The organism is Paenibacillus popilliae ATCC 14706 (assembly GCF_000315235.1).
GTDB lineage: Bacteria > Bacillota > Bacilli > Paenibacillales > Paenibacillaceae > Paenibacillus_B > Paenibacillus_B popilliae.
In genome coordinates, this window is sequence record NZ_BALG01000020.1 from 1 (window position 1) to 23404 (window position 23404).

A 23404-nucleotide genomic window follows, 5' to 3' on the forward strand; every position below is an offset into this window, starting at 1 on the left:
CTGTTTGGTGGCGATGGCGGAGGGGTTCCACGCGTACCCATCCCGAACACGACCGTTAAGCCCTCCAGCGCCGATGGTACTTGGACCGCAGGGTTCTGGGAGAGTAGGACGCTGCCAAGCAGACAGAGACCACTGACTTTCGTCGGTGGTTTTTTCTGTTCCCATTCAAAAATCCAATTTTTGATGCCATTTAAAAGACCTAACTCGCATTTCCCCTCTTATTCTACATCCCCCTAAGGCCGCAAGGTACTTATTAACTCATTGCCTCACCTTCGGCTGCCACAGTGAGCTGCAGCATGCATCATCTTCATCATGAGTCATTTCATACCTACTCCACCGTTCATCGCGTCCCGGCAGCGGCATTGCTCCTCACTCCCCGGCTTCCCTTAATTCTTTTGAAGTCTAAGTTTATTCTAGGCCAACTTTTGTTAGAATAAATAAGGACCAAGCGTATGAAGAAGCTGCTTGATAACGCAAGAAAAAAGTGCTACTATAAAGTAAAGGTCAAAGAAAGTCAAAGTCAGACTTAATTTGACAAAAACCCATTGTTTTTGTCATCCCCGAATAAGTAACAGTCAAAAATGGTTAAATCTAATATAGTGGAAAATGAACGCAAAGGAGGGCAGAAGATGCGCAATATTTCCGATTTGATTGAGCAGCATTTGAAAATCATGTTGATCGATAGTCTAGAAGGCGCCGTGGAGATTCAGCGTAACGATCTCGCAGAGCAGTTCTCCTGTGTTCCTTCCCAGATTAACTATGTGATCAGCACTCGTTTCACCTTGGAGAAGGGGTATGTTGTGGAGAGCAAGCGCGGTGGCGGCGGTTATATCCGCATCCAGCGGATTGAGTTTCCGGATCAGCGGGCGATTCATACCCATCTATGCGAATCGATCGGGAATAGGATCGGGCAAGAGACAGCGGAAGGGCTCATTTATCAACTGGAAGAAGCGAACGTCATTTCCCGGCGGGAAGCGATACTGCTCCGAGCAGCCGTATCACGCGACAATCTGGCGGTGAAGCTGCCCTACCGGGACGAGATCCGTGCCCGACTCCTACGGGCCATGCTGATCGGGCTGTTAAGCAAACAATAAGGTATGCCGCCTTAATGTAATCGGGGGAAGCAGGGCCCATCGTACTGCCGATCCCTTTACAATATGTGAATCCACCAGGATAAGGAGGAGAATAGCCATGATGTGTCAACAATGCGGTCAGAAGCCGGCTACTCTGCACTTTACGAAAATTATTAACGGTCAGAAGACGGAATTCCACATCTGTGAATCATGTGCTCGTGAGAAAGGCGAATGGATACCGGGCACGGCTAACGGCTTCTCCATCCATAATTTGCTGTCAGGACTGTTGGACTTCGATTTGTCAGGCGGAGCGGCCAAGGGAAGCGGCGCCTGCGGATCGCAGAAGCCGCAGGCGATGCGCTGCGAGAAATGCGGGCTGACCTACTCCCAGTTCGGGAAGCTGGGCCGGTTCGGGTGTGACGAATGCTATTCCTTCTTCGGCAGCCGACTCGATCCGCTGCTCAAGCGTGTCCACGGCAATACGGTTCATACCGGCAAAATTCCGTTGCGCGGCGGCGGGCGCATTCAACGCAAGCGCGAGCTGGATGAGCTGAAGTTCGAGCTTCAGAAGAGTATTGCGCAGGAAGAATTCGAACGGGCAGCGCAGCTTCGCGACCGTATTCGGCAGTTAGAGAAGGAAGGGAGCGAAGGGGGCCGTGACTCGTCCGCTCAGCATGGGTAACCCCCTGAACGATGTAATGACAACGATGAATGATCGGCAAGGTGAAAGGAGATGACGAAATGGCTCAACGCCAATTCATGGAGTATGCGATAAGCGACTGGATGCGCGGAACGGGACCGGACTTCGAGATCGTCATCAGCAGCCGCATCCGCGTAGCGCGCAACCTGTGCGGTGCGCCGTTCCCGCTGCTTGCGACGAACCAGCAATCGGCCGAAGTGCTGAACCAGTTGGCCGCGGTCATCGAGCAGCCGGAGATGTCGGGCTTCCATACGTCTTTCCATCGATGGAACCTGGCGGAACTAACTGATCTGGAGAAGCAGGTGCTGGTCGAGAAGCACTTGATCTCGCCGACCCTCGTAGATGCATCGCGGAACGGGGCAGTCATTCTGAGCGAGGATGAATCGATCAGCATTATGTTGAATGAGGAAGACCATCTGCGTATTCAATGCTTGTACCCTGGATTGCAGATTCGGGAAGCGTGGCAGCAGGCCAGCCGCATCGACGACGTGTTCGAGGCGCATGTCGACTACGCGTTCGATGAGTTGCGGGGATACTTGACCAGTTGCCCGACCAATGTGGGCACAGGAATCCGGGCCTCCGTCATGATGCATTTGCCGGCCCTCGTCATGACAAAGCAGATCAATCGCATTCTGCAGGCGGTCAACCAGGTGGGACTGGCGGTGCGCGGCATCTACGGCGAAGGCAGCGAGGCGATAGGGAATCTATTTCAGGTGTCGAACCAGATTACGCTTGGCCAATCGGAAGCCGAGATTATCGACAGCCTGTACAGCGTCGTGAAGCAAATCATCGAGCATGAGAAGGCGGCGCGCGACCAGTTGTTGGAGAACAATCGCATGCGCCTGACGGATCGCATCTGCCGTTCCTATGGAATATTGAAGCATGCGGCGATTATGGATTCCAAAGAAGCGGCCCAACGGCTGTCGGATATCCGGCTTGGTTCGGATCTGAATATTTTGAATCACCTCGCTCCTTCCGACTTCAATGAGCTGATCGTGATGACACAGCCAGGCTTCCTTCAGCATAGATACAAGAAGTCATTGTCTACGGAAGAACGCGACATGTATCGGGCTAGATTGATACGCGACAAATTAAGCAAATCGAAAACGAACAATGGAGGTGCTTGAATATGATGTTCGGAAGATTTACGGAGCGTGCCCAGAAAGTTTTGGCATTGGCTCAGGAAGAAGCCGTGCGTCTCGGACATAATAATATCGGAACCGAGCATATTTTGCTTGGGCTGATCCGGGAAGGTGAAGGCATTGCCGCCAAGGCACTTGTAGCTCTCGGCCTCGGCCTGGAGAAGATTCAGGACGAAGTGGAATCCTTGATCGGCCGCGGGCAGGAGCAGCCGACCAATATTGCTTACACCCCGCGTGCCAAAAAAGTGATTGAGCTGTCCATGGACGAAGCCCGTAAGCTGGGTCATACCTATGTGGGTACGGAACATATTTTGCTGGGCCTGATTCGGGAAGGCGAAGGCGTAGCAGCCCGCGTGCTGAACAACCTCGGCATCAGCCTGAATAAGGCACGCCAACAGGTGCTCCAGTTGCTTGGCAGCACCGAAGCGGTATCCAGCCATAACGGGCAATCCCAGAATGTGAGCACTCCGACGCTGGATGGACTGGCGCGTGACCTGACGGCTACCGCCAAGGAAGGCAATCTCGACCCGGTCATCGGCCGTACCAAGGAAATTGAGCGCGTCATCCAGGTGCTGAGCCGCCGGACGAAGAACAATCCGGTCCTTATCGGGGAGCCGGGCGTTGGGAAGACTGCGGTAGCGGAAGGGCTGGCTCAGAAGATTATCAACAACGAGATTCCGGAGACGCTACGCGACAAGCGCGTCATGACGCTCGATATGGGGTCGGTCGTGGCCGGCACGAAGTACCGTGGCGAATTCGAGGATCGGTTGAAAAAAATTATGGATGAGATCCGCCAGGCGGGCAATATCATCCTGTTCATCGACGAGCTGCATACGCTGATCGGCGCGGGCGGAGCGGAAGGCGCTATCGATGCGTCCAACATTTTGAAGCCGGCTCTGGCCCGGGGCGAGCTCCAATGCATCGGAGCGACGACGCTGGATGAGTACCGCAAATATATCGAGAAGGATGCCGCACTGGAACGCCGCTTCCAACCGATTACGGTCGATCAGCCGACGATTGAAGAGACGATTCAGATTTTGAAAGGGCTGCGGGATCGCTATGAAGCGCATCACCGCGTGAAAATTAGCGATGAAGCGATTGATCAGGCCGTGAAGCTGTCCGACCGCTATATTACGGATCGCTTCCTGCCGGACAAAGCAATCGATCTTATTGACGAAGCAGGGTCCAAAGTACGTTTGAACTCCTACACGGTACCGCCAAATCTGAAGGAACTGGAAGCTCGTCTGGAAGACATCCGCAAGGAGAAGGACGCTTCCGTGCAGAGCCAGGAATTCGAGAAGGCGGCCGCGCTTCGCGATACGGAGCAGAAGATGCGCGAGGAGTTGGATTCGGTGCGGAACCAGTGGAAGGAGAAGCAGGGCCGCATGGATTCCGAGGTAACGCCGGAAGATATTGCCCAGATCGTCTCCAGTTGGACCGGCGTCCCGGTCGTCAAACTAAAGGAAGAAGAAACGCAGCGTCTTCTCAATATGGAAGAGGTTCTGCATGAGCGCGTCATTGGTCAGGACGAAGCGGTTAAGGCGGTCAGCCGGGCGATTCGCCGGGCGCGCGCAGGCCTGAAGGATCCGAAGCGCCCGATGGGCTCGTTCATCTTCCTCGGCCCGACCGGGGTTGGGAAGACGGAGTTGGCCCGCGCGCTGGCAGAATCGCTCTTCGGCGACGAGAATGCGGTCATCCGCATCGACATGTCCGAGTACATGGAGAAGCATTCGACCGCCCGCTTGGTCGGCGCGCCTCCGGGATATGTCGGCTATGAGGAGGGCGGCCAGCTAACCGAGAAGGTACGCCGTAAGCCATACTCCGTCGTGCTGCTCGATGAGGTTGAGAAGGCTCATCCGGAAGTATTCAACATCCTGTTGCAGGTGCTGGAGGATGGGCGCCTGACCGATTCCAAGGGACGGGTCGTCGACTTCCGCAACACGCTTATCATTTTGACCTCGAATGTCGGCGCAGAGGCGATCAAGCGCAATACGACGCTGGGGTTCACCTCCTCGGACAACAATGAGCGCGACTACAACAATATGAAAGACAAAGTGATGGCGGAATTGAAGAAGAGCTTCCGTCCGGAGTTCCTGAACCGGATTGATGAGACTATCGTCTTCCACTCGCTGGAAGAGAAGCATATTGCCGAGATCGTAACGCTGATGGCCGAGGAGTTGCGCAAGCGGCTGAAGGAGCAGGATGTCGATTTCCAATTGACCGATGCGGCCAAGGCGTTCCTCGCCAAGGAAGGTTATGATCCGGCCTATGGAGCGCGTCCGCTCCGTCGGGCGATTCAGAAGCATATCGAAGATCGCTTGTCCGAGGAATTGCTTAAGGGCGAGATCGAGAAGGGCGATTCCGTCACGATTGACGAACAGGACGGCAACCTGGTCGTGTTGCGCAATTCACCGACCAAGGCCTGACATTTTACAGGATACATCCATCCGAGCGCATCTCTCCTCCGGGAGGAGATGCGCTTTTTTTTCATGAAATACGAAAGTCCTTTCACCCTCTATTTAAAAATGGTAAACTTAAAGAGAATGTACAATCTTCAGCAAAAGCCAGTAAAAAATTGTCACCCTTTATTTTTGTATCGTGTTATGCCGATAAACCTAATATAGAGTGGCAACCTATACAATGATGAGTCATTAGGAGTGTCGGCTGATATGGCCAAAGTAAAAACCAGGTTTTTCTGTACGGATTGCGGATATGAATCGCCGAAGTGGATGGGTAAATGCCCGGGCTGCGGCGAATGGAACACGATGGTGGAGGAGCGGGAGACGGTGGTCAAGACGGCGGGTGTCCACACTTCCCTCATTCAAACGAAAGAAAAACCGCAATCGATCATACAAATAGAATGTAAACAGGAAGCACGCCTGTCCACGACGATTGACGAATTGAACCGCGTGCTCGGCGGCGGCGTGGTGCCAGGCTCGCTCATCCTTGTGGGCGGTGACCCGGGCATCGGCAAATCGACGCTGCTGCTGCAGGCGTCCAATGCGCTGGCAGTCAGCGGCTTGAAGGTTCTGTACGTGTCCGGGGAGGAATCGACGCGCCAGACGAAGCTGCGCGCTGACCGGCTCGGGGTTCTGTCCGAGCATCTGTTCGTCCTGAGTGAGACGAACTTGCAGTATATTGAAGAGGCGATCGAGGCCATGAGCCCGGATTTTCTCGTCATCGACTCGATCCAGACGGTATATCATCCGTCGGTCGAATCAGCTCCCGGCAGCGTAGCCCAAGTTCGCGAATGCACAAGCGTGTGCATTCGCATTGCAAAGGGAAGGGGCATCGCGACCGTCCTGGTCGGCCATGTGACGAAGGAAGGAGCCATTGCCGGCCCACGCATGCTGGAGCATATGGTGGATTGTGTGCTCTATTTTGAAGGCGAGCGCCATCATTCGTACCGCATCCTCCGGGCCGTGAAGAACCGCTTCGGTTCCACGAACGAGATCGGCATCTTCGAGATGACGGAATGCGGCTTGACGGAAGTGAAGAATCCGTCGGAGATGTTCCTTCTGGAACGCCCGCTCGGCGTCTCCGGCTCGACGGTCGTCGCCAGCCTGGAGGGGACGCGTCCGGTGCTTGTCGAGATGCAGGCGCTCGTGTCGGCGACGAACTTCCCTTCGCCGCGAAGAATGTCGACGGGAATCGATCATCAGCGTCTGTCGCTCATCATTGCCGTGCTGGAGAAGCGGATGGGCATGTTCCTCCAGAACCAGGACGCCTATGTGAATGTGGCCGGCGGACTGAAGCTGGATGAGCCAGCGGTCGATCTCGCGATTGCGGTCGCCCTGGCGTCGAGCTTCCGCGATTTGCCGACCCAGGCGTATGACGTCGTCTTCGGCGAAGTGGGACTGACAGGGGAAGTGCGCGCGGTGCCCCGTGCGGAGCAGCGCGTGAAGGAAGCGGAGAAGCTCGGCTTCAAGCGAATTATTTTGCCAGAGAAGAGCCTGCGGGGATGGACCCCTTCTGGACATATTGAGATAGTGGGCGTAAATACGGTAGTGGAAGCATTGACCGTAGCGTTAGGTTAGGGGGCCTAGATATAGAATGAAGGACAGTCAGCAGGATATTATGAACGATCTATTGCGCATGGTGGCGCCGGGCACTCCGTTCCGCGAAGGACTGGAGAACGTGCTCCGGGCGAAGACAGGCGCGCTTATCGTCGTCGGATACAGCCCGGAAGTGATGGAGGTCGTCGATGGCGGGTTTTCCATCAACAGCGATTTCTCTCCGAGCTATTTGTATGAATTGGCCAAGATGGACGGCGCGATCATTTTGAGCGAGGATGTGAAGCGCATCCTGTACGCGAACACGCAACTGATCCCGGATTCCTCCATCCCTTCAACGGAGACTGGGATTCGCCATCGCACGGCGGAGCGGGTTGCGAAGCAGACGGGCAAGCTGGTCGTATCGATCTCCCAGCGCCGCAATATCATCACCTTGTACCAAGGCAGCCTCCGTTATGCGCTGAAGGAGATTGGCGTCATCCTGACGAAGGCGAATCAGGCGATTCAAACCTTGGATAAATATAGAGCTGTGCTTGTTCAGGGAATGACGAACTTGACCGCTTCCGAATTCGAGGAGCAAGTGACGCTGTACGATGTCGTTAATGTGTTGCAACGGATCGAGATGGTATTACGTATTAAAATGGAGATAAAGCGATACATCAACGAACTGGGAACGGAAGGCCGTCTCATCAGCATGCAGTTGGAAGAGCTGGTCAGCAACACGGAGGAGGACGCGTGGCTCTTGCTTAAGGATTACGCCCGCGACAACGGAGATGACAGAGTCCGTGAGATTCTCGTTCAACTGAAGAAGAGCACTGCAGACGAGCTGCTGGATGCGCATCATCTGATCCGGCTGCTCGGTTACCCGACGACAAGCGCAATCCAGGATGAATCCGTATCACCGCGCGGTTACCGAGTGTTGAGTAAGATTCCTCGCTTGCCGAACGTCATCATACAGAATCTAGTGGATACGTTCCAATACTTGCCTCATGTCATGATGGCTACGATTGAAGAACTGGATGACGTGGACGGAATTGGTGAAGTGCGTGCACGCGCCATCAAGGAAGGGCTCAAGCGCATTCAGGAGCAGGTGTTCATTGACAGGCAAATTTGATTTTCTTACAATGAAAAAATGAACGTTGGGCATAGTAAAATTAGAGGTGAACCTATGATTACAAAGTCCATTCCGAGCTTGTTTACCGTCGGTAACCTGTTTCTCGGAATCATTGCCATCATGCTTGCGTTTCATAATAATTATGATTTAGCTGCTCTCATGATTATCATTGCCATGCTGCTGGACGGTCTCGACGGCCGCGTGGCCCGGGCCCTGAACGCGCAAAGCGAATTCGGCAAAGAGCTTGATTCCTTGTCCGATGTGATTTCCTTCGGTGTGGCGCCGGCATTTATTATGTACGTAGTAGCTTTTAGCGATATGAACCCGGCGTTGGGCTGGGTAGTGACAGCCATCTTCCCGATTTGCGGGGCGCTCCGGCTGGCCCGCTTCAACGTGAAGGCAGGCATTCCGGGCTATTTCATCGGCCTGCCGATTCCGGCCGCAGGCGGCGTAGCCTGTACCCTAGCACTGTTCCATGAAAGTATTCCAGCACCGTATCTCATCATCGCCATGCTTTTATTATCGTACTTAATGGTTAGCACTGTGAAATACCCGAATTTCAAGAAGGTCGGCATTTCCAAAAAAGCGCTCTGGCTGACCCCTTTTGTTATCGCGGCAGCCGTCGGCATCGTGCTCTGGAAGCCGGAGCAGACGCCGAAGCTCATTTTTGTGCCGCTGGTCCTGTACGCTCTGCTCGGCTTAAAAAAAAACGTTAGGATGCTGTACCGGCGTCGTGGCAAAAAGCGCGATTCAGAAGAATGGGTCCGCTCGAAGCATTCGTAATGGTATCCTGCACTTGCTATCGTTCATGATTTTATACGGAAGAAACCCTCTCCATCGACGGAGAGGGTTTTTGGCGTATCCCGGATACAAAAAGCAGCCGCGCCTGCAACTGCTTCTTCAAGACAAGTTAAAGATACCAAGCGTATTGCACCGGCTGGATTCCTGCTTCACGACATCGTCAAGGTTAATGTCGAGGAGGTTGCACATTGCCGACATGTAGAACAAATGCTTACCCAGCTCGTGCGCCACGATATCTTTGCAATTTTCGCATAGATGGCCGTGTACATGGCTTTCGAGGGACTGGCGAGCTTCCTCCACGTCCATCCCTGCCCTGTATGGCTGCCGCTTGGCGTGAAGTTCCAGGCACCCGCATTCAGTGATTGCCTTCGTCACGGCACGGGTAACCGAGGCGTCGGACTGGCCGTACTTGGACAGAATGTCCAACAGGCTCCGGTGTCGCAGTACAAGTTCGGCTACTTGCGCTTGGAGCGCTTGCAAATTGGGAGTACTCATTTCCATCCACCTCTATTCTTGATATGATGCGGCGCGAAGTCCTCATAAATCGCTCACAACACGGTTTCATGTCCATTATACGTCTCTGAAAACCCATTTTTCAACTTGGGCAAGCAGGAAAATATGGAAATAAACGATTAGGAGCTAGGAGCTTGGGTCATAATTGTAAGGAAATCAACTGAAAGTGAGGAGGTGGGCGCAAATGTTCAAACGTTGTTTTACCGGAATGGCGTGCATTTTTGGCGCCTGGACCGGTTGGGAGCTCCATGGCTATTGGCACGCCCAGACTATAGGATTCACGGGATTGGCGAATCCGGGACTATCTGCTAGCCGGCTCGCATGGGCGTTGGGCGGGGCCTTTTGCTTATTTGTACTCAGTCGTGTACTTTTTATGCCGTTGGCAAAAAGCTGGAATGAATGGAGGGAGCGCATCGCGCTCGTGTCCACAGGAACCTTGATAACGAGCACAGCGGGCGCCTTTGCCGGAATCTGCTTCGCGGCGCTGCTGATGCCGCTGCTGCGTGAATTCGGAAGCGTCGGGCTGATGCTCTCGGCCGTTCTACTGGTGTTGTTCGCCAGCGCGGGCGTGCAGATTGCGCTAATGAAGCAGCAGGATTTGGCGGAATGGATCGCCGCTCTGCCATGGCTAAGCGACCCGGTGACAGAGGAAGAAGAACTGCGCGTCGAAGAGCATAAAATATTGGACACGAGCGTCATTATTGACGGGCGCATCGCCGACATCTGCAAGACAGGATTCATTGAAGGGACGATCGTTATCCCGGAATTCGTGCTGGAGGAACTGCAGCATATTGCCGATTCATCGGACTTGCTGAAGCGGAACCGCGGCCGGAGAGGCTTAGATATTTTGAATAAGATCCAAAAAGAGCTGGAAGTGAAGGTGCTAATCTACGAAGGGGACTTCGAGGAGATATCCGAAGTCGACAGCAAACTGGTGAAGCTGGCCAAAGTCTTGAAAGGCAAAGTGGTCACAAACGACTTCAACCTGAACAAAGTATGTGAGCTGCAGGGCGTGTCGGTCCTGAACATCAACGACCTGGCCAATGCGGTCAAGCCGGTTGTCCTGCCGGGCGAGGAAATTGTCGTCCAGGTCATTAAGGACGGCAAGGAGCATGGCCAAGGCGTCGCTTACCTGGATGACGGCACGATGATCGTCGTCGAAGGCGGGCGCGAATATATTGGTATGACGATGGAGGTGCTCGTGACGAGCGTGCTGCAGACGTCGGCCGGACGCATGATTTTTGCCAAGCCGAAGCTGTTGGAAAAAGCCCAATAAGCAGGTATGATAGGAAGAGCACGATCATGGAGGTTGACTGGGGTGGAACAGGGCTTTGGAGTGGTTATCGTGGCGGCTGGCAGAGGATCGCGTATGGGTGCCGCAGAGAGCAAGCAATATTTGCCGCTTGAGGGCAAGCCGGTTATTATCCATACGCTGGAGCGGTTCCAGACGGTGCAGGCATGCGATGCCATCGTCTGGGTCGCCTCCCCAGAGGATACGGCCCGCTGTGCCGCTTGGCAGGAGGAGTACGGTTTGGATAAGATCCGTGTCATCGTCCCCGGCGGCACAGAGCGGCAGCATTCCGTGTACACCGGACTCCAGGCGGTTCGGGAGCTAGGTCTGGACTACGTGCTGATTCACGACGGCGTGCGGCCGTTCGTGGAGACGGGGAGCATAGAGGTATGCTTCCGGGCTGCCAGAGAGCATGGGGCGGCCGTCCTGGCCGTTCCGGTAAAGGATACGATTAAGCAGGTGAACGGAGGCGTCATCACGGCGACGCCGGACCGACGCAGCTTGTGGGCGATTCAGACCCCACAAGCTTTTCGTCTTGTCGACGTGATGGCGGCGCATGAACAGGCCGCCGCTGACGGATTCATCGGCACTGACGATGCGATGCTGATGGAGCGGGCCGGGATGCAGGTCCGCATCGTGGAAGGGGAATACACGAATGTGAAGCTGACGACGCCCGATGATCTGGAGTGGGCGTCCTGGTGGCTCGCCCGCCGTGAGGCAACGCCAAGGGGAAAGCGGTAATAACGGATGAAATGACGAAGGGAGAGGCAGAACATGATACGAGTAGGACAAGGCTTCGACGTGCATCAATTGGTAGAAGGCCGCCCCTGCATTATCGGAGGCGTGTGCATTCCGCATGACTTGGGGCTGCTGGGGCACTCCGATGCGGATGTGCTGCTGCATACGGTCAGCGACGCAGTGCTCGGGGCGCTCGGGCTGGGCGATATCGGCAAGCACTTCCCGGATACGGACGAAGCTTACAAGGACGCGGACAGCAGCGTGCTGCTACAGAAGGTATGGGCGCTGGCCAAGGAGCGGGGCTACCGGCTCGGCAACCTCGACTGCACGATTATCGCGGAGAAACCGAAGATGCTGCCGTATGTGCCGGAGATGGCCGCCAATCTGGCGCGTCTCCTGGAAGCGGACGCGTCGCAGATCAACGTCAAGGCGACGACGACCGAACAGCTTGGCTTCACGGGCCGGGGGGAAGGCATTGCGGCACAAGCGGTAGTGTGCTTATTTCGCGGCGATATGATATCATAATGAGATAGATCAAGACTAGGCAATGTGTTCGGAGGGGAATTCGAATGAGCAACGACATTCGTGTCCGGTATGCGCCAAGTCCGACAGGACATCTGCATATCGGCAATGCGCGCACGGCATTATTCAATTATTTATTCGCACGCCATCACGGCGGGCACTTTATCGTTCGCATCGAGGATACGGACGTGAAGCGCAATGTGGAAGGTGGCGAAGAGAATCAGTTCAAGTATATGAAATGGCTCGGCATGGATTGGGATGAGAGCGTTGATGTCGGCGGCGAATACGGTCCCTACCGTCAGACCGAGCGTCTCGATATTTATAATAAGCATGTGAACGAGCTGCTGGAGCGCGGTCTCGCCTACCGCTGCTACTGCACGGAGCAGGAGCTGGGGGCGGAGCGGGAAGCGCAGATGGCGCGAGGGGAGACGCCGAAGTATGCGGGCACCTGCCGCCATCTGACGGCAGAAGACCGGGTGCGCCTGGAAGCGGAAGGCCGCCAGCCGAGCATCCGCTTCAAAGTGCCGGAGCAGCGCTCTTATACGTTCCACGATCTTGTCAAGGGCGAGATTGCATTCGATTCCGAGACGACCGGTGACTGGGTCATCGTGAAGAAGGACGGCATTCCGACCTACAACTTCGCGGTCGTGCTCGATGATTATTGGATGCGCATCTCGCATGTGCTGCGCGGCGAGGATCATATCACCAATACGCTGCGCCAATTGATGATCTACGAAGCGTTCGGCTGGGAAGCGCCGGTATTCGGGCATATGACGCTCATCGTGAACGAGAACCGGAAGAAGCTGAGCAAGCGGGACGAGTCGATTATCCAGTTCATGGAGCAGTACGAGCAGCTCGGCTATTTGCCGGAAGCGATGCTGAACTTCATCGCACTGCTTGGCTGGTCGCCGGAAGGGGAAGAGGAGATTTTCTCGCGCGATGAGCTGATTCGGATCTTCGATGCGAACAGGCTTTCGAAGAGTCCGGCCGTATTCGATACGAATAAATTGGCTCACTTGAATAACGTATACATGAAGCAGGCGGATGTGGAGCGGATTGCGGCGCTTGCCATCCCGCACTTGCAGAAGGCGGGACGCTTGCCGGATACGCTGAGCGAAGAGCAGCAGGCTTGGGCGAAGGCGCTCGTGAAGCTGTACCAGGAGCAGATGACTTGCGCTGCGGACATCGTCGCGCTGTCGGAGATGTTCTTCCGCGAAGAGCTGACAATAGAGGAAGAGGCGAAGGCCGTCCTCGAGGAGCCGCAGGTTCCGGCTGTGCTGCAGGCAATGCACACCAAGCTCGAAGCGGCGGAGGCGTGGGACGCCGACACGGTCAAGGCGGCGCTGAAGGAAGTGCAGAAGGAGACTGGCATCAAGGGCAAAGGGTTGTTCATGCCGGTGCGCGTCGCCGTGTCCGGCCAGATGCACGGCCGGGATCTGAACGAGACGATCGTGCTGCTCGGCAAAGAGACCGTACTGAGCCGTCTCCGCCAAGGAGCGTAACTGCAGGCCGCCTCCCAGGGGCCAGCTTCTTATTGTCAGCCGGCGGACGAATCCGATATACTGAGAAGTATCAGGATAGACGGAATAGATCATGATCTGATCTATATATTGACGGCAGGATTCGAATCATTCAAATGAAAGGCGTTGAACGGGAGAGCGTCAGCAATACCGAACCGTACAGAGAGAACGACCAGAGGGCGCGGCGGACAGCTAAGGCCCTGCAGGCTGCAAATCGTTCCGGTTCCAGGCTGACGCGTTGCGCCCGGAAGCTCCGTCCTTGAGCGTGCATCGGCACGGGTAGGGGGCGGCGGGTTGTTCGCGTTACTGGACAGTGAAGATGGATAGCGATATCCGTCCGCGCAGCGTATCCTGTTAAGGGGGCTGCGTGGCCTTATCGCTATCTATGCAGAGTGGAACCGCGCCTTGCGCCTCTGCAGCCGATACCGGCTGCGGAGGCGTTCTTTGTATAAGGGGACAAAGGGGGGCTCTGAGCCTCTTCCCTTGGACGTAGTAAGCCAACAAAAGTGCAGCAATTTACCGGGGCGTCCGACCACTGCATTGGCAACGAATCAAGCCGACTGAGAAGAGGGGGACGGGGCATGCGACGCCTCTACCGAAGAATGCAATCTGACATCCGGGCCGTATTCGAGAACGACCCAGCGGCACGCAGACGATTTGAGGTGATTTTTACGTATTCCGGCCTGCATGCGATCTGGGCTCATCTGGTGGCGCACTGGTTCTATAAGCACCGCTGGTTCACGATCGCTCGCATCATCTCCCAGGTGAGTCGCTTCTTTACGGGGATCGAGATTCATCCCGGCGCCCGCATCGGGAAACGGCTGTTCATTGACCACGGCATGGGCGTCGTTATCGGCGAGACATGCGAGATCGGGAACGATGTTGTTATCTATCAAGGCGTCACGCTTGGCGGTACCGGCAAGGAGAAAGGCAAGCGCCACCCAACGATCGGCAACAACGTCGTTCTCGCCTCCGGGGCCAAGGTGCTCGGTTCGTTCAAGGTCGGCGATAACTCGAATATCGGGGCCAACTCCGTCGTCCTGCGGGAGGTGCCGGCCAACTGTACGGTCGTCGGCATCCCGGGACGGATTGTGAAGCAGGACGGCGTCCGCGTCGATCGGCTCAACCATGCCGAGTTACCAGATCCGGTCATCGACATGCTGCGCGGGATGCAGCAGGAGATCGATGCGCTGCGCGCGGAGCTGGAACAACACAAGCAGGAGACAGCAGCCCTTCGTGAGGGCGCCACGGAGCTTGCGCAACGACAATAGCCCGAAGGGGCACATGAACAGGGAGGTTAACTCAACATGACGCTTCGGATTTACAACACGATAACGCGCTGCAAGGAAACGTTCGTTCCGGTGCATCCGGATAAGGTGAACATGTATGTGTGCGGCCCGACCGTGTACGATTATATTCATATCGGAAATGCCCGCCCCCAGATCGTATTTGATGTGGTGCGGCGCTATCTGGAACAGATCGGCTATGAGGTGAACTACGTCGTAAACTTCACCGACGTGGATGATCGCCTCATCCGCAAGTCGATCGAGCTGGGCGAGCCCGTGCCTGTCGTCGCGGAACGGTTCATCCAGGCATTCTACGAGGATATCGACGGCCTCGGCGTCCGCCGCGCGACGCACAATCCGCGCGTGCTCGATCATATCGAGGAAATTATCACTTTCATCGCCAATCTAGTGGAGGAAGGCTATGCCTATGAATCCGGCAAGGATGTCTATTTCCGCACGAATCGGTTCAAAGACTACGGCAAGCTGTCTCATCAGAACCTGGAGGAGCTGCAGCACGGCATCCGGGTCGAGGTTGACGAGCGGAAGGAAAATCCGGAAGACTTCGTGCTCTGGAAGGCGGCGAAGCCGGGGGAGATCTCATGGCCGAGCCCGTGGGGCGAGGGGCGTCCGGGCTGGCATATCGAATGCTCCGCCATGGCACGTAAATTTTTGGGCGATACGCTTGATATTCACGGCGGAGGCCAGGATTTGCAGTTCCCGCATCACGAGTGTGAAGTGGCGCAATCCGAATCACTGACCGGCAAGCCGCTCGCGAATATTTGGATGCATAACGGGTACATTCATATCAACAACGAAAAAATGTCGAAATCGCTCGGTAACGGTGTGATTGTCAAGGAACTCCGCGTCCGGTACAAGATGGAGGCGATCCGCTACTTCATACTCGCCACCCATTACCGAAATCCGCTCAATTTCAGCGAGGAAGCGATGGTGCAGGCCGGGAGGAGCGCGGGCCGGATCGTCAATGCGGTCCAGAATCTCCGCCATCTGCTCAAGTCGGCGGAGGACACGGCGAACCAGGGGCCGGACAAAGCCTTGCAGCAGAAGCTGGCTGATATCCTCGATACGTTCGACGCGAAGATGCAGGATGACTTCAATACGGCCGATGCGGTTACGGCCATGTTCGATTGGGTTAACCTGGCGAACAGCACGATGCAGCAGGGAAGCCAGGACGAGCGGCAGAAGGAAAATCTGCAAGCGCTGCTCGATGCGTTTGAGGCGATGAACAATGTGCTCGGGTTCGTTCCGGAGCAGGAGGAAGAGGAAGAGGACTTGCTTGACGGGGAGATCGATCGCCTGATACAGGAGCGTACGGACGCGCGCCAGGCGAAGAACTGGGCGCGCGCCGATGAGATTCGCGATATGCTGACCGCCCAGGGCATCATCCTGGAAGATACGCCGCAAGGCATCCGTTGGCGCCACAAATGAGGGAGCCGCGGGTGCATTCGGATGCGTTGGACGGAGCGACAGACGTGATGAATGACAATAAGGAACGGGGAATTGATGTCGTATGCCCGGGAGGCGCCAAGGCGGGGGAAACGTGGCTGTTCCCTTACCCGCCGGCGAAGGAGCCGAAGCTGCTGCCGCCGATCGTGCTGGCGTATATGGGCGATGCGGTCTACGAGATGGCGATCCGGCAGTATCTCATCTCGATGCCGAATCATCGCCCGCAGGTACTGCACCGTCAGGCGACACGCTACGTGTCGGCCAAGTCGCAGGCGCGTGCGCTTGCGCGCCTGGTGCCGCTGCTGACGACGGAGGAGGCGGACATTGTCCGCCAGGGGCGCAATGCCAAGTCTGCGGTGCCGAAGAGTGCCAATGTGAATGAGTACCGCCAGGCGACGGCGCTGGAGGCGCTGTTCGGCTACTTGTACTTCAGCGGCCGCAGCGACCGCATTCGGCAATTGGCTGAGATTGTCGTGCAGGCGCCGGAAGAGGGGGAAGCGCAGGGACAGACGGATGTGCCTGGGAAGCGGGATTGACCGTTCCGGAGGCGGGTATCATCCGCCCAAGCCGACCGGGACTAGCCGGGATAAGCCGATTGAACGGCAAGAGGAAGCAACATTACAGGAGGCAGCATAGATATGGAAGAATACATTGCCGGGAAGCACTCGGTCACCGAGGCGCTCCGCTCCGGCCGTACCATTCATAAAATATGGATAGCGGACAACGCGCAGAAGCATCTGACGCAGCCGATTATCGCCGAAGCGAAGAAGGCGGGCGTCATCGTTCAGACCGCAGACAAGCGGAAGCTCGATCAGATGGCGGAGGGCGTGCAGCATCAAGGGGTCGTCGCCCAGGTAGCCGCTCACGGCTACGTAGAGGTGAACGATATACTCGACCGGGCGGAAGCGCAGGGGGAGATGCCGTTCCTCCTGATCCTCGACGAGATCGAGGATCCGCATAATCTCGGATCGATTCTGCGGACGGCAGACTGCACGGGAGTGCATGGCGTCATCATTCCGAAGCGGCGTTCGGTCGGGTTGACCGCCACTGTATCCAAAACATCCGCCGGCGCCGTAGAGTATGTGCCGGTCGCGCGGGTAACAAATCTGGCGCAGACGATGGAGCAGTTGAAGGAGCGGGGCATCTGGCTCGTCGGAACGGATGTGTCCGCGACCCAGGACCTGTATGAGACGGACCTGTTCACGATGCCGCTTGCGCTGGTCATCGGGAACGAGAGCAAGGGTATGGGCCGCCTCGTCAAGCAGACCTGCGATGCGCTGCTGAAGCTTCCGATGGCCGGACAGATCAATTCGTTAAATGCGTCGGTCGCCGCCGGGATATTCATGTATGAGGTTGTGCGCCGGCGTTGCGGCTGAGAATGCGGCAGCAAGATTGGCGCGACGTGCTGTTGGTCGATGGCTACAATATGATCGGCGCCTGGCACGAGCTGAAGCAGTTGGCCGACCGGAGGCTCGAGGATGCGCGCGACTGCCTGCTGGATAACCTGGCGGATTATCAGGCGTATTCCGACCGTCGGGTCATCGCCGTCTTTGACGCCTATCGTGTCTCCGGTCTGGGAGCAACCTACACGCAGGGCAAGATCGAAGTCTGCTTCACAAAGGAGAAGGAAACGGCGGACGAATGCATCGAGCGTCTCGTCAAGGAGCTCTCCCATCGCCGACGCCGGATCTATGTAGCCACTTCGGATATGACCGAGCAGCGCGTCGTCCTCGGCTTTGGCGCGCTGCGTATATCGGCCCGCGAGCTTCGGCTTATTGTAGAGCAATCGAGGCGGGAGGTGGAGAGCCGGATTCGCGAACATGCCTTGCAACCGGTGAAGCGCAATCCACTGGAAGGGAAGCTCAGCCTCGACCAGTTGCTGAAGCTCGAACGGATACGCCGTGGGGAAGAAAATTAGGATGATTTGTCGAATAACTGGAATTCCGCGTCGGATAAGGCTTCCTTGGTTGACGGTGCGAGATAGATTCATATATACTGAATCTATTATGTGTGATGTAACGGTGAATTGCGTTGCAGGCCGGAGGGATTGCTAGTGAGTGTTGACCTCAGAGCATTGAGCACCCCTTGTTCGTACGAACGGTTGTCGGATGAACTTCTCGTCGACGCAGTTCGTGAGGGAGACAGCGAAGCGCTAGAGTATTTAATTAATAAGTACCGTAATTTCGTACGTGCGAAGGCACGCTCTTATTTCTTGATAGGAGCCGATCGCGAGGATATCGTACAAGAAGGGATGATTGGATTATATAAGTCAATCCGCGATTTCAAGGGTGACAAGTTGGCTTCATTCAAGGCGTTTGCCGAACTGTGCATTACGAGGCAGATCATTACCGCAATCAAGACGGCAACGCGCCAGAAGCACATTCCATTGAACTCCTATGTATCCTTGGACAAGCCAATCTATGATGAGGATTCGGACCGGACGCTTCTTGACATTATCGGAGGTTCCCGCGTGTCGGATCCCGAAGAGCTGATTATCAATCAGGAAGAATTCGTCGGACTGGAAGACAAGATGGCCGAGATTTTAAGCGATCTAGAGCGCAGAGTGCTGATGTTGTATTTGGATGGACGATCCTATCAGGAGATTGCCGTTGATCTGGATCGCCATGTCAAGTCGATAGACAACGCCCTCCAGCGCGTCAAGCGCAAGCTGGAGCGCTATCTGGAACTGCGGGACGGAGAAGAGTAGAAGAAGTGTCCGTGGAATGCGTCAGAATCCGTGTTGAACCTCCTCTAAGAGGAGGAGAAGGCCGACGCTTTCTTTTTTACCCTAATCTGCCCCTTCTGCTGAACGCCCCTATCGCATGTCTGTCGATTGCCTCGCCGTCGTACGTTTAGATTTGTACAGATTCCACAATAATGAATAATAGTCGACTTCGAGAGAGCGGATTTACCGGCAAGCAGCTGTTTTAAGGCATAGCTAGGAAGCCTTGCGAACCCCACAGTAGCGCTATCTTTTCATTGACTTCAATTGACCCTTGTGATAAAGTGTTTTAGGTAGGCCTAAATATGCGTACGTATTACTGAGTAAGCTTGGCTTATTCAGCTTGCGGGAACGGAAGCTCCCTGTCATCGGGCAGTAGGGCGTATCCGTATTCGTTAGACTATAATTTCGACGCTTCTTATCACAATAAGGTATCTTTAGGAGGTGTACTACATGCGGGTAATTATTACGATGGCTTGCACGAGCTGCAAGCAACGCAACTACACGTCGACAAAGAACAAGCGCAATCACCCAGACCGCATTGAGTTGAAGAAATTTTGCAAGTTCTGCAACGAGCATACTTCTCATCGCGAAACGAGATAAGTCTGATGGAGGTGTAGTCCGTGGCTTTCTTCGGGAAACTGAAGCAACCTTTCAGTTCATTGTTTTCCTTCTTTGCCGACAGCTGGGGCGAATTAAAAAAAGTTCGCTGGCCCAATCGTAAAGAGCTGACAAGCTATACGCTGGTCGTATTGGGGGCGGTTGTCTTTATGACGCTTTATTTTTGGGTCCTTGACATCGGCATTTCCGCGATCGTCGAAGCGATTATTTAATAAAGTCCCAAGGTGGCTTGGTTATGGAAAAGAGATGGTACGTTGTTCATACCTATTCCGGGTATGAGAACAAAGTGAAAGCCAATCTGGAAAAGCGCGTCGAATCCATGGGAATGGAAGACAAGATATTCCGGGTTCTTGTTCCGATGGAAGAAGAATTGGTAAACAAAGACGGCAAGAAAAAAACCGTCATGCGCAAGGTTTACCCTGGCTATGTTTTGGTTGAGATGATCCAGACGGATGAATCCTGGTATGTTGTCCGCAATACGCCGGGCGTCACTGGGTTCGTCGGTTCCACAGGATCCGGCTCCAAGCCGATTCCTCTGATGCCGGAAGAGGTTGAACAGATTTTGCGGCAGATGGGAATGGAAGAGCCGAAGCCGAAGGTCGATTTCGAATTGAAGGAATCGGTGCGCATTAAGGTAGGGCCTTTCGCTAACTTTGTCGGCACGGTTGAAGAGATCCTCCTCGATAAAGCGAAGTTGAAGGTCCATGTTAACATGTTTGGAAGGGAAACCCCGCTTGAACTGGATTACCATCAGGTGGAGAAGATTTAATACATCTTTGACAGGTTTTCTGTTGTGAGGAGGAGCTTGCTCCGAACTCGCATATTAGCGCAAGGAGGTGCACGACAATGGCAAAAAAGGTCATCAAAGTGGTAAAATTGCAGATTCCTGCAGGGAAAGCGAATCCTGCGCCGCCGGTTGGTCCAGCACTGGGTCAAGCAGGCGTGAATATCATGGCGTTCTGTAAGGAATTCAACGCGAAGACTGCCGATCAAGCAGGCCTTATCATTCCTGTTGAAATCACAGTATTCGAGGATCGCTCCTTCACGTTCATCACGAAGACGCCTCCAGCAGCAGTGTTGCTGAAAGTGGCTTCCAAGATCGAAAAAGGTTCCGGCGAGCCAAACAAAAACAAAGTGGCTACAGTGAAACGCGATACCATTCGCCAAATTGCTGAGCAAAAAATGCCAGACCTGAATGCGGCATCCGTAGAATCGGCTATGCGCATGGTTGAAGGCACAGCTCGCAGCATGGGTATCATCATCGAGGACTAATCGGGTCTGCATGACAGATGTGGGAGGTTCAACCGCTATTACCACGAAGGAGGAACAAAATCATGGCAAAACGTGGCAAGAAGTATGAAGAGGCTGCGAAGTTGATCGATAGAGATGCAACTTACGAGCCGACGGAAGCCATTGAATTGGTGAAAAAGTCAGCTACGGCTAAATTTGACGAAACGATCGAAGTTGCTGTGCGCCTGGGTGTTGACCCGCGCAAACAGGACCAAAACGTGCGTGGGGTAGTCGTGCTTCCTCACGGAACAGGCAAGACGAAGCGCGTTCTCGTCTTTGCAAAAGGCGAAAAAGCGAAAGAAGCGGAAGCGGCTGGCGCTGATTTTGTAGGCGATCAAGACATGATCAACAAAATCCAGCAAGGCTGGTTCGACTTCGATGTCTGCGTGGCAACACCGGACATGATGAGCGAAGTAGGTAAATTGGGCCGTATCCTCGGCGGTAAAGGCCTGATGCCTAACCCGAAAGCCGGGACAGTTACATTCGACGTTGCCAAAGCGATCCAAGAGATCAAAGCGGGTAAAATCGAGTACCGTCTGGACCGAGCAGGCCAAATTCATGCGCCTATCGGCAAAGCGTCCTTCAGTGCTGAACAGTTGAACGAGAACCTGAAAGCACTCATCGACGCGCTGAACCGTGCGAAGCCGGCAGCATCCAAGGGCGTATACATGAAGAACATCGCGGTATCTTCTACGATGGGACCTGCGGTACGCGTGAATACAGCGAACTATCGCTAAGTTCGGCAGCATCTCGCATTCTTCGTCTGCTATAGTTAAGGTTGACACAAGTTGGCCGGCTATGGTATTATAAAGAGGTTGTGAGATTTGCGTGAATTTTGAAAATGAATAATCGTACCATAGACAGTAGGTGCCATTTGGCTTAATCTCCTACCGAGGTGTTCGAAATAGAAGATGCGGTGGCGCATGGGAACATGCATGAACAGGCGTCACCGCATTCGCGATGCCTCTGTAGATTGCTGCGGAGGCTTTTCTTATGCTCGTGTAGGTAGAACATAATCGTCCAGGATGCGGTTAGATAAGAACTTGTAGGAGGTGGATCGAGTGGCAAACGCAAAAGTTATCGAAGCGAAACAACAAGAAGTGAAAGCAATCGCAGAGAAACTGCGTGGCAGCGCAACGACGGTTGTAACCGACTTTCGCGGTTTGAATGTGTCTCAAGTGACTGAGCTTCGCAAGCAGCTTCGTGAAGCGGGCATTGAGTTCCAAGTGTTGAAGAACACGATGGTTCGTCGTGCGACAGCGGAAGCAGAATTGACCGAGCTGGATCAAGTATTGTCCGGACCGACGGCTATCGCTTTCAGCCCGGAAGACGCAGTAGCTCCTGCGAAGATTTTGAACGATTTTGCGAAGAAAAATGATGCGCTTGAGATCAAAGGTGGTGTGGTCGAAGGCCGTGTTGTCGAGGTCGCTCAAATTAAGGCACTGGCCGAGCTACCTTCCCGCGAAGGCTTGCTGTCCATGTTGCTCAGCGTGCTTCAGGCGCCTATGCGCAACTTCGCACTCGCCGTCAAAGCGGTCGGAGAGAAGCAAGAAGCAGAAGCGTAAGATACACCGCGCCCATATGGGGACGTGAACATTTTTACGATAACTTACTATGAATATGGAGGTTTAACCATGAGCAAAGAGCAAATCTTAGAATCCATTAAAGGCATGTCCGTATTAGAACTGAACGACCTGGTTAAAGCAATCGAAGAAGAATTCGGCGTAACAGCCGCAGCTCCTGTAGCAGTTATGGCTGGCGGTGCTGGCGATGCTGGTGCGGCTGAGCAGACTGAATTCGACGTCATCCTGACGAGCCCAGGCGCTGGCAAAGTCAACGTCATCAAAGTTGTTAAAGATATCACAGATCTTGGCCTGAAACAGGCGAAAGAACTCGTAGACAACGCACCAAAACCAATCAAAGAAAAGGTAAGCAAAGAAGAAGCAGAAGCAGTAAAAGCGAAGCTCGAAGAAGCTGGCGCAACGGTAGAACTGAAATAGGATTTGCTTGCTGAAGTGCGGAACCCCTTGAAGAACATTCAAGGGGTTCGTTGTCTAGGATACGACGTCACGATGCGCCCGTCCTTGCCGCCTCATTCGGGCGCAGGACAGAGGATTGGGATAGAGCATCACAGATGTAGCGCATCTTAGCCAATGAACAGCAGCACTTTGAACGTAGAGGAAGGAGGATGGGAGTTGACGGGACATTATTACAGTCATCGGCCCGATACACCGCATGATCGGCAATATTGGAAGGCGGAGCTGCGCGGGCATGCGTTGCAGTTTGTGTCGGATGCCGGTGTGTTCTCGAAGGGCGAAGTAGATTTCGGAAGCCGCGTGCTGATTGAGAATATGGACATTCCGGACGGCGCGCAGGTGCTTGACGTCGGCTGCGGGTATGGACCTATCGGGCTAGCGGCGGCCAAGCTCTCCCCGCAAGGACATGTGACGATGGTCGATGTGAATGAACGGGCGTTGGACCTGGCCCGGGAAAATGCGAAGCGCAACGGCATATCCAATGTAACGGTGCGGAAGAGCGACGGATTGGCCGGTATCGGCTCGTCGACTTTTGACATCATTTTGACGAACCCGCCG

The 23404-nt window shown here is 54.7% G+C and carries 26 protein-coding genes, 1 rRNA gene and 1 other annotated feature; of the genes, 26 read left to right on the plus strand and 1 reads right to left on the minus strand.

Annotated elements, in window-relative coordinates:
- The first annotated feature begins 3 nt into the window (after window positions 1–3).
- From rrf to pssA, 8 genes are all read left to right on the plus strand, one after another.
- Window positions 4–120 (plus strand): 5S ribosomal RNA (rrf, locus tag PPOP_RS01830).
- Between the two features lie 509 nt (window positions 121–629).
- Window positions 630–1094 carry a CtsR family transcriptional regulator gene (locus PPOP_RS01835; protein WP_006284310.1) on the plus strand — a complete coding sequence of 155 codons (465 nt, stop codon included), beginning with the start codon at window positions 630–632 and terminating at the stop codon, window positions 1092–1094.
- Between the two features lie 97 nt (window positions 1095–1191).
- On the plus strand, window positions 1192–1755 hold the full coding sequence (locus PPOP_RS01840; RefSeq protein WP_006284311.1) for a protein-arginine kinase activator protein McsA: 564 nt from the start codon (window positions 1192–1194) through the stop codon (window positions 1753–1755).
- Between the two features lie 59 nt (window positions 1756–1814).
- Window positions 1815–2900, plus strand: coding sequence for a protein-arginine kinase McsB (locus tag PPOP_RS01845; protein WP_006284312.1), 1086 nt, complete (start codon window positions 1815–1817; stop codon window positions 2898–2900).
- Window positions 2901–2902: 2 nt separating this feature from the next.
- Complete coding sequence (gene clpC / locus PPOP_RS01850) at window positions 2903–5341, plus strand: ATP-dependent protease ATP-binding subunit ClpC (protein WP_006284313.1); 2439 nt, start codon at window positions 2903–2905, stop codon at window positions 5339–5341.
- A gap of 243 nt (window positions 5342–5584) precedes the next feature.
- Complete coding sequence (gene radA / locus PPOP_RS01855) at window positions 5585–6952, plus strand: DNA repair protein RadA (protein WP_042227026.1); 1368 nt, start codon at window positions 5585–5587, stop codon at window positions 6950–6952.
- Between the two features lie 16 nt (window positions 6953–6968).
- Window positions 6969–8042 (plus strand): DNA integrity scanning diadenylate cyclase DisA, encoded by a 1074-nt coding sequence (gene disA, locus PPOP_RS01860; protein WP_006284315.1) that lies wholly within the window; start codon window positions 6969–6971, stop codon window positions 8040–8042.
- 54 nt (window positions 8043–8096) lie between these two features.
- Window positions 8097–8825, plus strand: coding sequence for a CDP-diacylglycerol--serine O-phosphatidyltransferase (gene pssA / locus PPOP_RS01865; RefSeq protein ID WP_006284316.1), 729 nt, complete (start codon window positions 8097–8099; stop codon window positions 8823–8825).
- 117 nt (window positions 8826–8942) lie between these two features.
- On the opposite strand, the gene PPOP_RS01870 is transcribed toward pssA, so the two are convergent.
- Entirely contained in the window at window positions 8943–9338 is a 396-nt protein-coding gene (locus tag PPOP_RS01870; protein ID WP_042227028.1) for a nucleoside triphosphate pyrophosphohydrolase family protein, read from the minus strand.
- A gap of 202 nt (window positions 9339–9540) precedes the next feature.
- On the opposite strand from PPOP_RS01870, the gene PPOP_RS01875 reads away from it, so the two are divergent.
- The 18 genes from PPOP_RS01875 to PPOP_RS01960 all read left to right on the plus strand — a co-directional run.
- Complete coding sequence (locus PPOP_RS01875) at window positions 9541–10632, plus strand: PIN/TRAM domain-containing protein (RefSeq protein ID WP_006284318.1); 1092 nt, start codon at window positions 9541–9543, stop codon at window positions 10630–10632.
- A 42-nt stretch (window positions 10633–10674) separates the two neighbouring features.
- Window positions 10675–11388 (plus strand): 2-C-methyl-D-erythritol 4-phosphate cytidylyltransferase, encoded by a 714-nt coding sequence (gene ispD, locus PPOP_RS01880; RefSeq protein ID WP_006284319.1) that lies wholly within the window; start codon window positions 10675–10677, stop codon window positions 11386–11388.
- Window positions 11389–11421: 33 nt separating this feature from the next.
- Window positions 11422–11910: a 2-C-methyl-D-erythritol 2,4-cyclodiphosphate synthase gene (gene ispF / locus PPOP_RS01885; protein ID WP_006284320.1), complete on the plus strand. Its 489-nt coding sequence runs from the start codon at window positions 11422–11424 to the stop codon at window positions 11908–11910.
- A gap of 44 nt (window positions 11911–11954) precedes the next feature.
- Window positions 11955–13409 (plus strand): glutamate--tRNA ligase, encoded by a 1455-nt coding sequence (gltX, locus tag PPOP_RS01890; protein WP_006284321.1) that lies wholly within the window; start codon window positions 11955–11957, stop codon window positions 13407–13409.
- A 599-nt stretch (window positions 13410–14008) separates the two neighbouring features.
- Window positions 14009–14698 carry a serine O-acetyltransferase gene (cysE, locus tag PPOP_RS01895; protein WP_006284322.1) on the plus strand — a complete coding sequence of 230 codons (690 nt, stop codon included), beginning with the start codon at window positions 14009–14011 and terminating at the stop codon, window positions 14696–14698.
- 36 nt (window positions 14699–14734) lie between these two features.
- A complete protein-coding gene (gene cysS / locus PPOP_RS01900) occupies window positions 14735–16159 on the plus strand; it encodes a cysteine--tRNA ligase (protein WP_006284323.1) in 1425 nt (474 codons plus the stop codon).
- 11 nt (window positions 16160–16170) lie between these two features.
- On the plus strand, window positions 16171–16713 hold the full coding sequence (locus PPOP_RS01905) for a Mini-ribonuclease 3 (protein WP_006284324.1): 543 nt from the start codon (window positions 16171–16173) through the stop codon (window positions 16711–16713).
- Between the two features lie 102 nt (window positions 16714–16815).
- The gene (rlmB, locus tag PPOP_RS01910; RefSeq protein WP_006284325.1) at window positions 16816–17553 is read left to right on the plus strand and encodes a 23S rRNA (guanosine(2251)-2'-O)-methyltransferase RlmB; all 738 of its coding nucleotides are present in this window, start codon (window positions 16816–16818) and stop codon (window positions 17551–17553) included.
- A gap of 2 nt (window positions 17554–17555) precedes the next feature.
- Window positions 17556–18095 carry an NYN domain-containing protein gene (locus tag PPOP_RS01915; protein ID WP_042227033.1) on the plus strand — a complete coding sequence of 180 codons (540 nt, stop codon included), beginning with the start codon at window positions 17556–17558 and terminating at the stop codon, window positions 18093–18095.
- A gap of 135 nt (window positions 18096–18230) precedes the next feature.
- The gene (gene sigH / locus PPOP_RS01920) at window positions 18231–18884 is read left to right on the plus strand and encodes an RNA polymerase sporulation sigma factor SigH (protein WP_006284327.1); all 654 of its coding nucleotides are present in this window, start codon (window positions 18231–18233) and stop codon (window positions 18882–18884) included.
- A gap of 468 nt (window positions 18885–19352) precedes the next feature.
- A complete protein-coding gene (gene rpmG / locus PPOP_RS01925; RefSeq protein WP_042227034.1) occupies window positions 19353–19502 on the plus strand; it encodes a 50S ribosomal protein L33 in 150 nt (49 codons plus the stop codon).
- A 38-nt stretch (window positions 19503–19540) separates the two neighbouring features.
- Window positions 19541–19732 (plus strand): preprotein translocase subunit SecE, encoded by a 192-nt coding sequence (secE, locus tag PPOP_RS01930; RefSeq protein WP_042227039.1) that lies wholly within the window; start codon window positions 19541–19543, stop codon window positions 19730–19732.
- 23 nt (window positions 19733–19755) lie between these two features.
- The gene (gene nusG, locus PPOP_RS01935; RefSeq protein ID WP_006284329.1) at window positions 19756–20289 is read left to right on the plus strand and encodes a transcription termination/antitermination protein NusG; all 534 of its coding nucleotides are present in this window, start codon (window positions 19756–19758) and stop codon (window positions 20287–20289) included.
- Between the two features lie 77 nt (window positions 20290–20366).
- Window positions 20367–20792, plus strand: a complete 426-nt coding sequence (rplK, locus tag PPOP_RS01940; protein ID WP_006284330.1) for a 50S ribosomal protein L11 — start codon at window positions 20367–20369, stop codon at window positions 20790–20792.
- Between the two features lie 62 nt (window positions 20793–20854).
- Entirely contained in the window at window positions 20855–21547 is a 693-nt protein-coding gene (gene rplA, locus PPOP_RS01945) for a 50S ribosomal protein L1 (RefSeq protein ID WP_006284331.1), read from the plus strand.
- A 99-nt stretch (window positions 21548–21646) separates the two neighbouring features.
- Window positions 21647–21811: a sequence feature (ribosomal protein L10 leader region), on the plus strand.
- A gap of 60 nt (window positions 21812–21871) precedes the next feature.
- On the plus strand, window positions 21872–22375 hold the full coding sequence (gene rplJ, locus PPOP_RS01950; protein WP_006284332.1) for a 50S ribosomal protein L10: 504 nt from the start codon (window positions 21872–21874) through the stop codon (window positions 22373–22375).
- Between the two features lie 69 nt (window positions 22376–22444).
- The gene (rplL, locus tag PPOP_RS01955; protein ID WP_006284333.1) at window positions 22445–22810 is read left to right on the plus strand and encodes a 50S ribosomal protein L7/L12; all 366 of its coding nucleotides are present in this window, start codon (window positions 22445–22447) and stop codon (window positions 22808–22810) included.
- Window positions 22811–23005: 195 nt separating this feature from the next.
- On the plus strand, window positions 23006–23404 hold a 399-nt coding region (locus tag PPOP_RS01960; RefSeq protein ID WP_006284334.1), incomplete at its 3' end, for a class I SAM-dependent methyltransferase.

Bases quoted from the DNA above. Each gene is read 5' to 3' on its own strand.
- disA (WP_006284315.1), top strand. From the start codon at position 6,969: ATGAAGGACAGTCAGCAGGATATTATGAACGATCTATTGCGCATGGTG.
- rplA (WP_006284331.1), top strand. From the start codon at position 20,855: ATGGCAAAACGTGGCAAGAAGTATGAAGAGGCTGCGAAGTTGATCGAT.
- PPOP_RS01875 (WP_006284318.1), top strand. From the start codon at position 9,541: ATGTTCAAACGTTGTTTTACCGGAATGGCGTGCATTTTTGGCGCCTGG.
- rplL (WP_006284333.1), top strand. From the start codon at position 22,445: ATGAGCAAAGAGCAAATCTTAGAATCCATTAAAGGCATGTCCGTATTA.
- nusG (WP_006284329.1), top strand. From the start codon at position 19,756: ATGGAAAAGAGATGGTACGTTGTTCATACCTATTCCGGGTATGAGAAC.
- PPOP_RS01835 (WP_006284310.1), top strand. From the start codon at position 630: ATGCGCAATATTTCCGATTTGATTGAGCAGCATTTGAAAATCATGTTG.
- radA (WP_042227026.1), top strand. From the start codon at position 5,585: ATGGCCAAAGTAAAAACCAGGTTTTTCTGTACGGATTGCGGATATGAA.
- clpC (WP_006284313.1), top strand. From the start codon at position 2,903: ATGATGTTCGGAAGATTTACGGAGCGTGCCCAGAAAGTTTTGGCATTG.
- PPOP_RS01845 (WP_006284312.1), top strand. From the start codon at position 1,815: ATGGCTCAACGCCAATTCATGGAGTATGCGATAAGCGACTGGATGCGC.
- ispF (WP_006284320.1), top strand. From the start codon at position 11,422: ATGATACGAGTAGGACAAGGCTTCGACGTGCATCAATTGGTAGAAGGC.
- PPOP_RS01915 (WP_042227033.1), top strand. From the start codon at position 17,556: ATGCGGCAGCAAGATTGGCGCGACGTGCTGTTGGTCGATGGCTACAAT.
- cysS (WP_006284323.1), top strand. From the start codon at position 14,735: ATGACGCTTCGGATTTACAACACGATAACGCGCTGCAAGGAAACGTTC.
- rplK (WP_006284330.1), top strand. From the start codon at position 20,367: ATGGCAAAAAAGGTCATCAAAGTGGTAAAATTGCAGATTCCTGCAGGG.
- PPOP_RS01840 (WP_006284311.1), top strand. From the start codon at position 1,192: ATGATGTGTCAACAATGCGGTCAGAAGCCGGCTACTCTGCACTTTACG.
- rpmG (WP_042227034.1), top strand. From the start codon at position 19,353: ATGCGGGTAATTATTACGATGGCTTGCACGAGCTGCAAGCAACGCAAC.
- cysE (WP_006284322.1), top strand. From the start codon at position 14,009: ATGCGACGCCTCTACCGAAGAATGCAATCTGACATCCGGGCCGTATTC.
- PPOP_RS01870 (WP_042227028.1), bottom strand. From the start codon at position 9,338: ATGAGTACTCCCAATTTGCAAGCGCTCCAAGCGCAAGTAGCCGAACTT.
- gltX (WP_006284321.1), top strand. From the start codon at position 11,955: ATGAGCAACGACATTCGTGTCCGGTATGCGCCAAGTCCGACAGGACAT.
- rlmB (WP_006284325.1), top strand. From the start codon at position 16,816: ATGGAAGAATACATTGCCGGGAAGCACTCGGTCACCGAGGCGCTCCGC.
- pssA (WP_006284316.1), top strand. From the start codon at position 8,097: ATGATTACAAAGTCCATTCCGAGCTTGTTTACCGTCGGTAACCTGTTT.